Source organism: Helicobacter valdiviensis (assembly GCF_003245365.1).
Lineage (GTDB): Bacteria > Campylobacterota > Campylobacteria > Campylobacterales > Helicobacteraceae > Helicobacter_D > Helicobacter_D valdiviensis.
In genome coordinates, this window is sequence record NZ_NBIU01000003.1 from 45,976 (window position 1) to 60,725 (window position 14,750).

Annotated in this window: 13 protein-coding genes; 9 read left to right on the forward strand and 4 right to left on the reverse strand. The window is 31.1% G+C overall.

Annotated elements, in window-relative coordinates:
• The first annotated feature begins 25 nt into the window (after positions 1–25).
• Positions 26–1,051 (forward strand): ketol-acid reductoisomerase, encoded by a 1,026-nt coding sequence (gene ilvC, locus B6S12_RS01810; protein ID WP_111229117.1) that lies wholly within the window; start codon positions 26–28, stop codon positions 1,049–1,051.
• Positions 1,052–1,956: 905 nt separating this feature from the next.
• Positions 1,957–2,112, forward strand: coding sequence for a hypothetical protein (locus tag B6S12_RS11010; protein WP_181450923.1), 156 nt, complete (start codon positions 1,957–1,959; stop codon positions 2,110–2,112).
• Positions 2,113–2,368: 256 nt separating this feature from the next.
• Here B6S12_RS11010 and rpsO read toward each other — a convergent pair whose 3' ends face one another.
• A complete protein-coding gene (rpsO, locus tag B6S12_RS01815) occupies positions 2,369–2,644 on the reverse strand; it encodes a 30S ribosomal protein S15 (RefSeq protein WP_111229175.1) in 276 nt (91 codons plus the stop codon).
• Positions 2,645–2,801: 157 nt separating this feature from the next.
• Between rpsO and flhA the strand changes: the two genes are divergently transcribed.
• The 4 genes from flhA to purN are packed head-to-tail and all read left to right on the forward strand — an operon-like array spanning position 2,802 to position 7,035.
• Positions 2,802–5,072, forward strand: a complete 2,271-nt coding sequence (gene flhA, locus B6S12_RS01820) for a flagellar biosynthesis protein FlhA (protein WP_111229118.1) — start codon at positions 2,802–2,804, stop codon at positions 5,070–5,072.
• 9 nt (positions 5,073–5,081) lie between these two features.
• The gene (locus tag B6S12_RS01825) at positions 5,082–6,137 is read left to right on the forward strand and encodes a DHH family phosphoesterase (RefSeq protein WP_111229119.1); all 1,056 of its coding nucleotides are present in this window, start codon (positions 5,082–5,084) and stop codon (positions 6,135–6,137) included.
• Positions 6,130–6,366, forward strand: coding sequence for a hypothetical protein (locus B6S12_RS01830; RefSeq protein ID WP_111229120.1), 237 nt, complete (start codon positions 6,130–6,132; stop codon positions 6,364–6,366). Before B6S12_RS01825 ends, B6S12_RS01830 begins: the two co-directional genes overlap by 8 nt.
• Positions 6,367–7,035 (forward strand): phosphoribosylglycinamide formyltransferase, encoded by a 669-nt coding sequence (purN, locus tag B6S12_RS01835; RefSeq protein ID WP_111229121.1) that lies wholly within the window; start codon positions 6,367–6,369, stop codon positions 7,033–7,035.
• Here the strand turns inward: purN and B6S12_RS01840 are convergent.
• A complete protein-coding gene (locus B6S12_RS01840; RefSeq protein ID WP_111229122.1) occupies positions 7,020–8,021 on the reverse strand; it encodes a hypothetical protein in 1,002 nt (333 codons plus the stop codon). The genes purN and B6S12_RS01840 overlap by 16 nt on opposite strands.
• A gap of 144 nt (positions 8,022–8,165) precedes the next feature.
• On the opposite strand from B6S12_RS01840, the gene B6S12_RS01845 reads away from it, so the two are divergent.
• Positions 8,166–8,933, forward strand: coding sequence for a glycosyltransferase family 25 protein (locus tag B6S12_RS01845; protein WP_111229123.1), 768 nt, complete (start codon positions 8,166–8,168; stop codon positions 8,931–8,933).
• Positions 8,930–10,000, forward strand: a complete 1,071-nt coding sequence (locus B6S12_RS01850; RefSeq protein ID WP_111229124.1) for a glycosyltransferase family 4 protein — start codon at positions 8,930–8,932, stop codon at positions 9,998–10,000. The genes B6S12_RS01845 and B6S12_RS01850 overlap by 4 nt, the downstream gene beginning before the upstream one ends.
• Positions 10,001–10,011: 11 nt before the next feature.
• On the opposite strand, the gene B6S12_RS01855 is transcribed toward B6S12_RS01850, so the two are convergent.
• The gene (locus B6S12_RS01855; RefSeq protein ID WP_111229125.1) at positions 10,012–12,390 is read right to left on the reverse strand and encodes a phosphoethanolamine transferase; all 2,379 of its coding nucleotides are present in this window, start codon (positions 12,388–12,390) and stop codon (positions 10,012–10,014) included.
• Positions 12,391–12,483: 93 nt separating this feature from the next.
• Here B6S12_RS01855 and B6S12_RS01860 point away from each other — a divergent pair, with 93 nt between their 5' ends.
• Positions 12,484–13,437 carry a glycosyltransferase family 2 protein gene (locus tag B6S12_RS01860; protein WP_111229126.1) on the forward strand — a complete coding sequence of 318 codons (954 nt, stop codon included), beginning with the start codon at positions 12,484–12,486 and terminating at the stop codon, positions 13,435–13,437.
• 79 nt (positions 13,438–13,516) lie between these two features.
• On the opposite strand, the gene B6S12_RS01865 is transcribed toward B6S12_RS01860, so the two are convergent.
• Positions 13,517–14,749 (reverse strand): glycosyltransferase family 2 protein, encoded by a 1,233-nt coding sequence (locus B6S12_RS01865; protein WP_111229127.1) that lies wholly within the window; start codon positions 14,747–14,749, stop codon positions 13,517–13,519.
• Position 14,750 lies beyond the last annotated feature (1 nt).

A 14,750-nucleotide genomic window follows, 5' to 3' on the forward strand; every position in this document is an offset into this window, starting at 1 on the left:
AAATTTTAAATAAAGAGGGCAAGATATGGCATTGCAAGTGTATTATGATAAAGATTGTGATTTAGGATTAATCCAAAAGAAAAAAGTAGCAGTGATTGGCTTTGGAAGTCAAGGACACGCACATGCAGAGAATCTTAGAGATTCTGGAGTGGAAGTTGTGATTGGATTATATAAAGGTGGTAGAAGCTGGGCAAAAGCTGAAGCTAAGAATTTTAAAGTGTTGGAAGTGAGTGAAGCTACAAAGGTTGCTGATGTGATTATGATTTTAATCCCTGATGAGCTTCAAGCAGATGTATTTGAAAGAGATATTAAACCACATTTAAGCGAGGATAAAATCATTGCATTTGGACATGGATTTAATATCCACTTTGGGCAGATTAAAGCACCAAAAGGCGTGGGTGTAATAATGGTAGCACCAAAAGCACCAGGACATACTGTAAGAAGTGAGTTTGTGCGTGGGGGCGGGATACCTGATTTAATCGCAGTAGAGCAAGATACAAGCAGAGGTGATGCAAAGGCTATTGCGCTAAGCTATGCAAGTGCGATTGGTGGTGGTAGAAGTGGAATTATTGAAACCACTTTTAAAGATGAAACAGAAACCGATCTTTTTGGCGAACAAGCTGTGCTTTGTGGTGGTGTAAGCAGTCTTGTAAAAGCAGGATTTGAAACGCTAGTAGAAGCTGGTTATCCTGAAGAAATGGCGTATTTTGAGTGCTTGCATGAGCTAAAACTCATTGTAGATTTAATCTATGAGGGAGGATTGGCAAATATGCGTTATTCTATCTCAAATACCGCAGAATACGGCGATATGGTAAGCGGTCCTAGAGTGATTAATGAAGAATCTAAAAAAGCAATGAAAGAAATTTTAAAAGACATTCAAGAAGGACGCTTTGCAAAAGACTTTATTTTAGAGCGTAAAGCTGGATATGCAAGAATGAATGCAGAACGCAAAAATCTAGCAAATCATAAAATTGAAAATGTAGGTGCAAGACTTAGGGCAATGATGCCTTGGATTGGAGCAAATAAACTTGTAGATCAAGATAAAAACTAAGCACAAGTTTCTTGTGCTTATGTAAGATGAAAAATAAAACGATACTTTTTGGTTGCATTTTATCTTTTTTCATGCCTTAAACTTAAACATTTTGCTTTGCAAGTTTAGATAAAAACTTTATTTTGGTTTCATTTAATCTTTATCATTACCTTTATTGTTTAAAACAATGTGAGTATTTTTGAGTGTATTCTCATAAAAGATTACTTTTTGCTTTAAAGCTTTGAGAATATAGATAGTTTTCATTCTCTAAAAAATTGTATTATTACTCACAAACTCATAGCTTTTAGCTTTCTATTGCATAAGCTAGTTTAGAAACTCCTCTTTAGCTACTTTAATGTCTAATAATTTTTTTGATTGTTTTTATTAAAATTACTAAGAAAAAATAAAAACAAAAGAAGAATATTTGTATAAGAAATCAAAGTGGAAATACTAGAAATATTTAAGAAATACATGTAACTATCTTCTAAATCTTGAAACCACTACATATATTTTTAAAATAAAAGGTGGTTAAAATATGATTTATAGGTATTTAAAGAGGATGGTTGTGTCAAATTTATAAGATTATTTTAATAAAATGGCAACTTTCACTAAGAACTTTTATGGTTTTTGGATAGGAAATATTAGCTTTTAATATCGCATTAACCAAGCTTTACACAGCTTTTAAACGCTTATTTAGGATAAAACAGACATTTTGGGATTTTAATTCTTGTTTGTAGAAATTTGGAAATGGAACTTTTATGTGTATTTAATACCGTATTTTTTGTTAAAAAATAGATAAATCTTAAGCAATATACTATTGCTACAAGCAAGTTATATGGGTAAAAGAGCGAAGTTTTGGAATATGCTAGTAAAAGGTTCAGTAATAAATCTATACTTTTGCAGTAATAAAAGGTAATGATTATGGTGTGATAAGTCTTGAAACTTCTCTGCAAAGTTTTAAACTTTATAGTATTGCAAAAGGCGTGAATGGAGATAATCTTTATAGGTTTGATAAAATTGGTGGTATATATGTTTTGCAAAAAGGCAAGTTTTGGCTTGATGTAAAGAAGATAGTATCATAGTCATGCAAACTTCTGCGTAAGGAGGTTTTTGTGATGGGATTATTGAATTTATCTTAAAAAATGGAGTGAAAATAGAATATAAAACTAGAAAAGAAGTTTAGAATAGATATATTTTATGATAAGAAAATTATTTGGAATGTGAGATAAATTTAGAATGATTAATTTATGTAAAATAAGTATAAAACTATAGGAAGAAGGCTATAATCGCCACTATCTTGCTTTGAAGATAAAAAATAATTTTTTTAAGATAAGAGGATTAGCCTCTATCTTTTAAGCCTAATTTTTCAATCAAGCTTGCATAGCGTTTAAAATCACTCTTTCTTAAATAAGAAAGCAATCTTTTTCTATGAGAAACCATTTTTCTCAAACCCAAACGGCTTGAATGATCTTTTTGGTTGATTTTTAAATGCTCGGTTAGAGTTTTAATTCTATCACTTAAAAGTGCCACTTGCACTTCAACTGAACCTGTATCTTTTGGATTTCTAGCAAAAGCAGAAGTAATTTCTCTTTTTTTCGCCGAATCTTGAGCCATGATAAGACCTCCTGATTGGTAATTTAAAATTAAAGCTGAAATTCTAGCATAATTTTGCAAAAAAACACTAAAATTTATAAAATTATTTGCCCTTTTTGGCTAAAAAGGCTAAAATTACAGATTGAATTTAAAAAATTAAAAAGTTTTGGGAGTAAAATTGGCAAAAAGTAGCGGTGCTAAATCTTCATTTTTGAGTAAAATTACACCTTTTTTTGGGTTTTTAACTGGTTCTAAAGATTTAACAGTTGTCTTTTTTATCGTGGCAATTTTGGCGATTATTATCGTTCCTTTGCCTAGTGCGTTATTGGATTTTTTCTTAGCGATTTCTATTGCACTTTCTGCCCTTATTATCTTAATAGCACTTTATGTGAAAAAGCCTACCGATTTTTCTGCATTCCCAACTTTACTTTTGATTGTTACGCTTTTTAGGCTTTCTTTAAATATTGCTACTACAAGAATGATTTTAAGCAATGGACATATGGGACCAGAGGCTGTGAGCGATATTATTACTGCATTTGGGCAGTTTGTAGTAGGTGGAAACTATGTAATAGGTGTGATTTTATTTATTATTTTAGTGATTATTAACTTTATGGTTGTTACTAATGGTTCTACGCGTGTTTCAGAGGTAAAAGCAAGATTTACACTAGATGCAATGCCAGGAAAACAAATGGCAATTGATGCGGATTTAAATACAGGACTTATAGGACAAGAAGAGGCAAAAGCAAGACGCGATGAACTAGCAGCCGAAGCAGACTTTTATGGCTCTATGGATGGTGCGAATAAATTTGTAAAAGGTGATGCAATTGCAGGGATTATCATCACACTTATTAATATTATTGGCGGATTTTTAATTGGCGTATTTCAAAAAGATATGACGGCTGCAGATTCTGCTTCTACTTTTACTATTCTTACCATTGGTGATGGGCTTGTTTCACAGCTTCCAGCTCTTATTGTTTCTACGGCTACAGGTATTATTGTTACGCGTTTTAGTAAAGAGGGAGAAAATTTTGCAGCAGGGATTATTGATCAGCTTGTAAATGAGTCTAAGACACTTTTGATTGTGGGCTGTATTTTATTAATGTTTGCATTAGTCCCAGGGCTTCCTACGCTTTCTTTAGGCTTTGTGGGACTTTTATTTTTGACTTTGGCATTATTGCTTAGCAAACAAAAAGATGGAGAGGCGTGGAAATTTGTAGAAAATCTTCTTAAAAAGGCTAGGAAGCCTAAAAATGCAGAAGCAGGAAGTAAAGAAACAGATCTCCCACAAAGAACGCAAGGCGGTGGTGCTAAGGGCACACAAGGAGCACAAGAAGTAGCAAAGCCACAAGTGCCTAAAGAGAGTGAAGAAGATAGAAGAAAAAGAGAAGAAGCAGAGATTGATAAAGCGCTTAAAGTTAAAATTTTGCGTGTGGAGCTTGGTTATCAGCTTATTAAATTTGCAGATCCAGCACAAGGGGGAGAGCTTGTCAATAAAATCCGTTCTATTAGAAAGGTAATGGCAACAGATTATGGGATTTTAGTGCCTATGGTGCATTTAAGAGATGATTTAAATTTAGCACCTGATGAGTATAAAATACTTTTAAAAGAAATTGAGATAGGGCGTGGGAAAATTATGGTGGATAAGTATTTGGCGATTGCTTCTAGTGGATTTGCAGGAGAATTGCCTGATGGAATTCCTACTAAAGAGCCTGTTTTTGGGCTTGATGCGTATTGGATTAGTGAATCACAAAAAGAAGATGCGATTATTGAGGGTTATACTACAATAGATGGTGCAACAGTGATTAGCACCCACATTCAAGAGCTTATCAAACTCTATGCAGAGGAGCTTCTAACGCGTCAAGAAGTGCATAATTTACTTGGAAAACTCGCACAAGACTATCCAGTATTAGCAGAGGAGATTAAGGGCGTTGGCGTGGGGACAATCCAGCATATTTTAAAAGAATTATTGCATGAGCAAATTCCTATTAAGGATATGCTAAGTATTTCAGAGGCTATTGCAGATGGTTTTCCAGCGTATAAAGGGGACTTGCCAACTTTAACAGAATATGTAAGGGCTTGTTTAAAACGCCTTATTACGCATAACTTCCAGAATGAAGAAGGAATATTGCGTTATTTTGTGTTCTCGCCAAGTTTAGAGCAGTTTTTACTAGAAAAGCTACCAGATGGTCAAAAAATAGGACAAAGATTGCGTTTAAGCCCTACAGAATCCCAAAGTCTTTTGGATGCGATTAATGTAGCAAGACAAAAAAGTAGTTCTTTGGGTGCGGTGCCTATGATAATAGGTGGGATACCTATGGTTTTACGCAAACCTATTGCAATATTCTTAGAGCAGTATGGATTTGGTAGAAATGTGATTGCACTAAGCAATGCAGAGATTGATTATCAAAGCAAATATGAAATTTTGGGGGCTATTGAATTCCCTATTTAAAGGAAATGAATGAATTTTTATCATCTTTCTCATATTGATTTAGATGGCTATGGATGCCAACTTGTATCAAGAGAGTTTTTTAAAGAGCATAATTTGTTTTTTTATAATGCAAATTATGGCAAAGAAGTTATGGCAAGATTGGAGCAGATTTTTAGAGCAATTAAGGCAGATATTAAAGTTGAGAGCTATATTTTAATTAGTGATTTAAATTTAACGCTTAGTGAGTGTGAAGAGCTTAAAAAAGCGGTTTTGGAGCTAAATTTAGCAGGAGGCAAGGTAAACTATGAGCTTTTAGATCACCATAAAAGTGGAGCAGAGTGTGCTTCTAAATATGAGTGGTATTATTTAGACACTAAAAGATGTGCTACTAAAATTGTATATGAAACATTTTTGGAGAGGTTTTCTTTAGAAGATACTACAAAAGCTTGGCTAGAGCCTATGGTAGAAATGATAAATAGCATTGATTTATGGCAAGAGCAAGAAAAATATTTTGAATTTGGTAAAGTTGCAATGCGTTTAATTGTGGAAGCAAAAGAGCTTAATAGATTTATGTTTGATGATGCAGATAGAGCCTATAAGATAGAATTGCTTCAAAAAAGTGCAAAGTTTTTAAAAGAAGCTAGAGGCTATATTATGCTAGATAATGCTATTTTGGCATTAAAAAAGGAATTTTTAGGAGGAGATTTAAATAGTGAGAGTTTAGATAATCTTGCTTCTAATTATCAAGTGGCACTTTTAGAGCAACAAAAAGAGCGTTGCAGTGTTTATTGTGGTAAATTTAGGGGATTTTTGAGTTATAGCATTGGTAATATTTCGGTATTGGCAAATTTGTTTTTAAAGAAAAATCCAGATTTTGACTTTTTTATGGATGTGAGTGCTAGAGGAAATGTGTCTTTAAGAGCCAATAATGCCTGTGATGTGAGTGCAATTTCCCAGAAGTATTTTAATGGCGGAGGGCATTTAAATGCAAGTGGGGGCAAAATAGAGGGCTTTAAAGAAAGCTTTGTTTATGAGGATATTAAAGAAGCCATTAAGGAAATTTTTATAGGAGAAGAAAATGGATAAGCAAATTAAAGAATTAAAAGAAGAGATTGAGGAGTTATCAATCCAACTTAGTGATATGTTATGTGTAGCATTAAGACTTAGTGGAGTGAGGGAAGAAGTATTGCAAGAAGCACTTGATAGCTATATTGAGCTTATAGATGAAGAAAGCGAAGAATATGGACAAGAAGAGATACTGGCAAATTTAGAGAAGCTAAAAGCAACCAAGCCCAAGCTTTTTGGAGTGCAATAGATGGTAAAACGCATTGCAATTTTATTTAGTGGAAATGGGAGCAATTTAGAAGCATTGATTAAGGCATTGCATAATCAGTGGTTTAAAAAAGATTGTAGTGTTTTTAAAAATGGCTATGCGGGGTTTATTATAGGTGGGATTGCAAATAATTTTGTCAAAGCAAAAGAGGGGGAAAATGGGGCTTTTAAGGTGGAGGTTGTGTTGGCACTTAGTAATAAAATAGATGCTTATGGATTAGTGCGTGCCAAGAATTTAGGGGTTAAAACGCAAATTGTAGAAAGCAAAGGAAAAACAAGAGAAGAGTTTGATACAAAGCTAGTAGAGATTTTAAAGCCTTTGGAGCTTGATTTGTGCGTTTTGGCTGGATTTATGCGAATTCTTACGCCTAAATTTACACAAGAGATTAAAGCACTAAATATCCATCCTTCACTTTTGCCACTTTTTAAAGGAGCTCATGGTATAGAAGAAAGCTTTCAATCAGATATGAAAGTGGGGGGAGTGAGTGTGCATAGAGTGAGCGAAGAGTTAGATGGTGGTGAGCTAGTCGCACAAGCACTAATGGCTAAAGAAGAGGGAATGAGCCTAGAAAGTTATGAGGAGAAAATCCACAAGATTGAGCATATTTTATACCCACTAGCGGTGCTAGAGGAGCTTTATAAATCAAATTGATGGTAGAGTTTTAAAATGTGATCTTCTTCTAGCATTTGTGGATCTATTTTATTTGTATCAAAATTAAACTTTTTAAAATCTTCAAGCAAAATAAAATCTTCAGGGGGAAGCAAAGAGCCTCTTGATTGTTTGATATAGGGGAAGTGGTATTGGCATAATTCGGAGCGATAATAAGTAGAGTTTTTACCTTTCATATGTTCATAATATAAAGATTGATTATCTTTAATTTCTACTCTTTGCTGAAATGAGATAGCTTGATTTTTCATGAGTGGTTGGTCAGAAGCTTCATGTAGGCCATAATTTCCAATATAAACTCTATTATTATATACATGGAAGTCTGCCCTTGAAAGAAAGAGAGCATCATAGGATTTTAAAGGAAGGTAGAATTGTTTATAAAGCTTTTTGGCGTCATAAATATGATCTACATCAAGCTTTATGAACCATTCTCCTTTCGGGATATGATTAGCCACATATTCATAATATTTGTAAAGCTTATTTTCTTCTTTTTGTGGATTTATCATTTGGACTTCATGGGGATATTTTATAGGTATGAAGCTTGGAAATTTTTTGCAAAAATCTAAAATAATTTCTTCGCTACCATCTGTGCAATCATTATAACCTATCACTCCTCTTTGGATTGCAGGAAGCATAGATTCTAGGCTGAATTTAAGAGTTTTTGCTTCATTTTTTACGCGAATAAAAGCCCAAGGATTAAGTTTAGATTTTGGATTGCTAGCTTTTTGATCTAAACTAAAGAAACCATAATGCTTACCATCGCTAATACGATTCTTTTGGATAAAATCTTCATTTGAATTTTCTGTAATTCTTTGTAGAATATCACTTGGAATGTAGGAGTCTAACTGATTTCTTGGAATAAAAATGTGGCAATCGGAGAATTTTTGTCTAATTTTGCGTTTTGTATTTTTGTTTAAAGCAAATGCACTAAAAAATTCTGCAAGAAATTTCCGCAGATAAAATTCAAACATTTAAAAATCCTTATATATTATTATGTTATATAGATATTTTACCAAAAACACTATAACATAAGCATAAAAGCTTATATAGCTAGTTAGAAGTGTGATATAATTTTCTTATATTTTAAAGTTAATAAATGGATAGAAGCAGGTAGAATGAAATTCTTTATAATTAATTTAGAAATTGCAAAAGATAGAAAAGAATATATCTCTAGCTTATGTGAAAAATATGGATTAGAGTATGAAATTATTAATGCAGTAAATGGTAGAGAGCTAAGTCAAGAAGAGTATGAGAGTTTTATAGATAAAGCAAAAATGTTAAAAATTCATAAGAGGGAGCTTGGGCGTGGAGAGATAGGTTGCACACTTTCTCATAAGAAGTTTTATGAAAGGATTGTTGAGGAAAATTTGCCCTATGCAGTGGTGCTAGAAGATGATGCAGAGTTTAATCAAGATTTAATTGAATTTTTAGGGAGTGTTGATAGATTTCCCAAAGATTTAGAGCTTTTATTGTTGGGACATCAAAGACAAGTTTATACAGATGATGGTTTTAAAATTAATAGCCCTTATTCAAGGAGATTTTCTCTATCCATTGGAAAAATAAAAATAAGAAGGTTAGTAGGTAGAGGAAATGGGACTTATGGGTATTTTATTACTCAAAGAGGTGCTAGAAAAATGCTAGAACATTTAAAAAAGATTTATTTACCTATAGATGCTATGACAAGCAATGAAAAATTTGTAAATACTTATGCGATTTTCCCTACGCTTGTATGGGTAAATAAAAGATTTATGCAAGAAACTAGCACACAGGAAAATATTGATATGTTGAGAAAAAGAAGTTTATTACAAAAAAATATTAAAAAATATTCTACATTTTTGAAGTTTTTACTACCAAGTTTAAAAAGATTAAAGGAGTATGAGTGAAAAAAATTTTGCTTGTAATTGCTGATATTACTACTTTTGGTGGAGTGGAAAGAGTGTTTGTAAATCTTGCAAATGCATTTTGTGAGAGTTATGAAGTTACTATTTTGAGCTTGTGTAAAAAAAATGCAGAGCCAAATTTCCCTTTAGATAAGCGAGTAAAGTTATTATTTTGGGAAAAACCTTCTGCAAATTGCATTGAGTATTATAAAAGCAAGAATACATTTTATAGATTTTATTTAAGGCATATTCACTCTAGAATATTAAGTTATCAAATTAAGAAAGCTTATTCACAATTTGATATAGTGATTAATACTAGTTTATATACTCCTTATTTTAAAAATTCCTATACAAAATATGTGCAATTTATACATGGACCATTAAAAAGATATTCGCATAAAAATAAATATTTTGATACTTTGGTGCTTTTAAGTTCCAAAGAATTGGCAAAGTGGCAAGAATTTCATAGTGATGTTAAAGTTATACCAAATTTTTGTGCAAAAATTTTTGATGAAAATATTGATTATAATAAAAAGATTGTTTTGGCAGTTGGAAGGATGAGCTCTGATAATCAAAAAGGTTTTTTAAGATTGATAGATATATGGAATATTGTTGCAAAGAATCAAAAGTTACACGAATGGAAATTGCATTTGGTGGGTGAGGGTGTCTTAAAAGAGCAGATACAGGAAAAAATAAAGAAATACAATTTGCAATCAAGAGTTATGATAAGACCATTTACCAAGAAAATAGAGAGAGAATATTTAGAAGCTAGCATTTATGCAATGTCTAGTCATTTTGAGGGATTTCCTATGGTCTTGTTGGAGGCTTGCTCTTATGGTTTAGCACCTATTGCATTTGATGTTAAAACAGGGCCAAGTGATATTATAAGTAATGGAAAGAGTGGTTATCTAATAAGTGATGGGGAATTGGAGGAGTTTGCAAATAAATTGCAAGAAATGATGCAAAACAAATCATTAAGAGAACAATTTGGTAAGCTATCCAAAGAGATTATAAAAGACAATTATTTAAAAGAGAGTGTTATAAAAAAATGGAGAGAAATTATAGAATAGGCAAACTTCCTCTATCGGTATTTGCCTTCTACTCCCGATAGAATTACTTTGACTTGTGGATCAAAAAATAATTGAGTTTGCATATTTTTTTTGTAGTTATTGCCTTCATTCCAGGTAAGTAAGTCTATATCTAAAATTTCTCCGTTTTTATGTGTAGTGAATTTTGCGTTTTTAATAAAATCATATAAATATGAATCAAAGCTAAGTGCATTGATACCTCCAGTATTGATAATATTTTGTAGATTTTCTTTGATTTCTTTTGCATTATTTTCTAAATCTTCTTTTTTGTAGTAGGGAACATAGTAGCTTGTATAAAATCCAGCATCTTTGAAGATTTTTAATTCTTTATAATTATTGCTTTCAACGATGAAGTTATTTTTATTAAAATTTAAATTTTTACAAATTTCTTCTAAGCTTTTTAAAGCCTGTTCTGAATTTTTATCTGTCAGATTTTTAAAGTCCAACCATATTTTAGAAGAGAAGAATTTGCCATTAATGCGTCTATTGTTTAGAGCTTCTATCATGGTTTCTAGCCTTAAACCTATACTTTCTTCCAAGCCATTGTGTCCAACATCAAAATAACCACCATCTTGATTAATAAAATGAACATCAATTTCAAAGTTTTGATAAGTGGTTTGAAAGTCTTCAAGTTTTTTGAGTTCATCTGTTCTGTGTAACCAAGTTTTAGAAGGAGCTAAAAAAGGATAAGAGGATTTTAATTCAATATCATAATCCCTGCCAGAATAGATGCGTGCTCTATTGGAGATATATTCGGTATTGAAAATGCTGCGGGTATTTTTTGTATCTTTTGTTGCAATTTCTAAAAGATCAAAAAAAGAATGGATGAAATCATCTGTCATTTGTGGTAAATTCTTAGCATTTTCAAGTTTTTGGGCTATGGAGGGATATTTTTCTTTAAGACTATCACTTATATAAACCATAAAAGGTATTTCAACCATAAAAGAAGAAGCGAGATTATCAGCATGTCCCACAAAATCTCTAAAATCATAAACTTCATCTGCATGATCGCTTAGATAAATTACAAGAGATTCTTTATCTTTGAAAAGTTTGATAATTTCATCAATTACATAATCATTATAGATAATTGTGTTGGCGTATTCCGTTTTTGTTTGTAACGCCTTCTTATTGAGCGTAGCTGCCCCCCCCCATGACGCTTTGTTAAGTCCCTTGTTTATTAAATCTTGGGGTTTTAAGTAGGCTAAAATATCTTTATTATATCTATCTTTGTAGGTAAAGTGAGAACCCATCAAGTGGAAAATGTATAGATTTTTATCTTTACTTTTATGATTTTTCTTAAAAAGTTCTATTAAGACTTCATCTTTAAAGATACCTGCATTTTCATCGCCTCCAAGACTTGCAAAAAATACATCATTAGCTCTAGTGGATAGAACTTCAGGAGCATTTCCTAAAATAGACATAGCACTTTGATTGCTAAACCATTGGGTATAATATCCTGCAAGCTTTGCGATATCAATTAAATTCATTGTTTCATACCAATTAATATAAGTATTTTCATAGTTGCTAAAAGTAAGAAGCTTTGCTATGCTGGTGTTTGTATGGGCTGTAGGTGAGATAATATTTGAAAACACAAATAAATTGCCTTTATCTACAAGTTCTTGCATTTTTGGTGTTGTATTGAGAGGGAAACCATAAATCCCCATATAATTTCTTTGTGTAGATTCTCCAATAATTAAAACAACATTTGGAATCTTGCTTTCATTTTTGATGAGAGTTTGATTTTTTGATTGTGCATCTACTTGATTTTTTAATGTGTTAAAATGAGCAATATAATCTTTTTGTTTATATAAAGAGTGGGTCGCTAAATTAATCCATCTTGTTAGCATTAATTTATCTTCGCTTAGGTATTTTGTCGCTTTTGGTAAAATCATTGCACCACATATAATAAATAATATAAAAAGAATTTTATTTTTTTGTAAAAAAATGGGCGTCTTTATTGCTTTAGGTATATAAAAATACATTATGCTAATTATTGTAAAGCCTAAAGTAACAATAATGGTTTTTTGGTTTAAATAAAGTGATAAAAATTCTTTTGCTTCTAGGGCTTGTGTGCTTAAGAAAGTATCAAAAAATACAGGGTTAAGTAGTGTGGAGAAATTAGCAAATAAGAATAATTCAACTAAACCAATAATGAAAAAGATTAATGCAAATATTCTTTGAATGGATTGAGAGATAAGATTGGGTAAAAAATTCAAAATATAAAAGAAGCAATAAAAAAGAGCAAAAGTGGATAAAAATATTTTAAAGCCACTATGAAGTGCTGATAAAGTAAAGCCATCTCCTGCATTTCTTAATATTGAAAATAAAATGGCGTTAATCAATGCAATGTAGAATATTTTTCTATTAATCATTATGAATATCCTTGAGAAAGTGAATTATAAAGCGGTATTGTATCAAAAATTCTATATAATTATGAAAAAAATATAATTCATGGTAGAGTTAAAATGAATAAACCCAAGATATCAGTTATTATTCCTGTGTATAATGTAGAAAAGTTTGTAAGTCAAGCATTGGAGAGTTGCATTAATCAAACTTTGAGAGATATTGAGATTATTGTGGTGGATGATTGTGGAAATGATAGGAGTATGGAAATTGTTAGGGGGTATGCTAAACAGGATGAGCGCATAAGAATTATTCGCAATAGCAAGAATTTAAAACCTTTATTATCAAGAAATATAGGGGCAATTACAAGCCAGGCGGATTATATATTGTTTTTAGATGCTGATGATTTTCTGGATATAGGAACTTGTGAGAAAATGTATGAAATTATCCAAAATGGACAAAATGATAATTGTGAAAATCTTGATATAGTTGTATTTGGTATGTATAGGTTTTTTACGCACAGTCAAGAAGTTATAAAGTATCAAGTTTATGAAGAAAATAAATTTCAAAGCTTAAAAGATTATGCAGAATGGTTTTATGGAGTTAAATATCCATGGTGGAATTTAGCTGGCAGATTAATAAAGAAGGAAAGATATTTTGAGACTTTAGAAATAATACAAAAAGATATTCAAGTAGCTATGGCAGAAGATGGGCTTGTTAGCTATGTGTTGTGGAATTGTAGCGAGACATTTTATCATACCGAAGAAATTTTATATTATTATAGATATAATGAAGAATCTTCGGGGCAAACCAAGGAGATAAATAGACTTAGAAGTTATTTAAAAGATTATCAAATTGTACTGGAGGAAATTAAAAGAATTTATATAGAATTTAATTTTAACAAGAAAATTACAAAAGTATTTTTACAGCAATTAATGCATGAATATGCTAAGATGTGTCATGAAGTTAAAATGCTTAGTGGAAGGCTAAGTATTATGGATAAATTTAAAGAGTATTTTAGAAAAAAGAAATTTATTTTGCAAAGGAAAATGAGAATATTTTTGAGTGGAATTTGAATTAAATTTTTTCAATAAAGATGAGTGTTCTTAGTGATAAATATTGAAATTTAATTCGAAAGTTATAATGAACATTATGTTAAGGGAAATTTTTTTGTTGTTTCAAGAAAATATGTTTAGGATGTCTTAGGTAGTGCCTGAATTTCATATAAAGATAAACAAGCTTTGGAAACTTAATGCCAATCTTGTTGTGTATTTCTGGAATTGCTTTATAAATATCGTAAGTATAATAATATAATATATAAGAAAGAATATGGTTTTTAATTAGTTTTTTGTAGAGGAAATGTTTTTCTTTGTGAATGCTCTTGTAAAATGAACATATATTGATTGCTGTTATACACATGGAATAGGCTGTGAAATATCTTCGTAGATTTTTATGAGAGGTAAAATAATTTTTTAAGGGTTTTAGAATAGTGGGTAAGTTGGAAGGCATTTGAATGTTTTGTGCGCTTGTTTGGCTAGAGTTATCCCTGATACGATAAACATATCCTTGGAAGTCTGCATAAAAAACTCCATTTGCTAATGCAAATAGCAAAGTACCAAATTCTTCATCTTCATGGAAGATATTAAGAGTGTGTCTTAAATTGTAGCGGTTAAGTATCTTGGCGTTAAATAATCCTTGCCATGAAAAATAAAAAATATCCCTTTTATTTTCTTGCAACATATTAAAACCGCTATCATAATAGTTGTTTTTGTTTTTTGCAAAAAGATTAAAAACGGATTCGCTTTTAAAGATTTTTGAATTGTGAATATATTCTCTAAAATTATGAGCAAGAATTTCAATATTGGACTTTGATTTAATAAAATAAATACATTTTTCAATGCAATCAAATTCTAAATAATCATCAGAATCTACAAAATGAATATAGGTTTCTGGTAATTCTTGTGTGATAATGGAGTTGATATCTGCAAGATTTGTTTTAATATGATTTTTGGAGATTACTTGAAAATATTTTGATAAGTCTTGTTTGGTATAGGTTTTGGTCTCTTTTGAAAGAGTATTGGGTATAATATAAGAAATTATTGTTGATTTATTGCCTAAAATACATTCTCTTAGTGAAGTGCCATTGATAAATTCAAGCCCCAAATTTCTTGCAGAGCCTTGCATACCATTTGCTTTTTCAATGACAAGTATCCTTTTATCTTTGTTGGCATATTCTAATGCAATTTGTAGGCTATTATCAGTGCTTGCATCATCAACTAGAATAATATCTAAATTTTTATAAGTTTGTTGAGTGATACTTTCTAGACATTGTGGTAGATATTCTTCAACATTGTAAATGGGAACTATAATAGAAACTTTATCTTTCATT

Excerpts from the sequence above, each read along its gene's own strand:
- B6S12_RS01860 (WP_111229126.1), top strand. The coding sequence starts at position 12,484 with ATGAATAAACCCAAGATATCAGTTATTATTCCTGTGTATAATGTAGAA.
- B6S12_RS01825 (WP_111229119.1), top strand. The coding sequence starts at position 5,082 with ATGAATTTTTATCATCTTTCTCATATTGATTTAGATGGCTATGGATGC.
- purN (WP_111229121.1), top strand. The coding sequence starts at position 6,367 with ATGGTAAAACGCATTGCAATTTTATTTAGTGGAAATGGGAGCAATTTA.
- rpsO (WP_111229175.1), bottom strand. The coding sequence starts at position 2,644 with ATGGCTCAAGATTCGGCGAAAAAAAGAGAAATTACTTCTGCTTTTGCT.
- B6S12_RS01830 (WP_111229120.1), top strand. The coding sequence starts at position 6,130 with ATGGATAAGCAAATTAAAGAATTAAAAGAAGAGATTGAGGAGTTATCA.
- B6S12_RS01855 (WP_111229125.1), bottom strand. The coding sequence starts at position 12,390 with ATGATTAATAGAAAAATATTCTACATTGCATTGATTAACGCCATTTTA.
- B6S12_RS01865 (WP_111229127.1), bottom strand. The coding sequence starts at position 14,749 with ATGAAAGATAAAGTTTCTATTATAGTTCCCATTTACAATGTTGAAGAA.
- ilvC (WP_111229117.1), top strand. The coding sequence starts at position 26 with ATGGCATTGCAAGTGTATTATGATAAAGATTGTGATTTAGGATTAATC.
- B6S12_RS01840 (WP_111229122.1), bottom strand. The coding sequence starts at position 8,021 with ATGTTTGAATTTTATCTGCGGAAATTTCTTGCAGAATTTTTTAGTGCA.
- B6S12_RS01845 (WP_111229123.1), top strand. The coding sequence starts at position 8,166 with ATGAAATTCTTTATAATTAATTTAGAAATTGCAAAAGATAGAAAAGAA.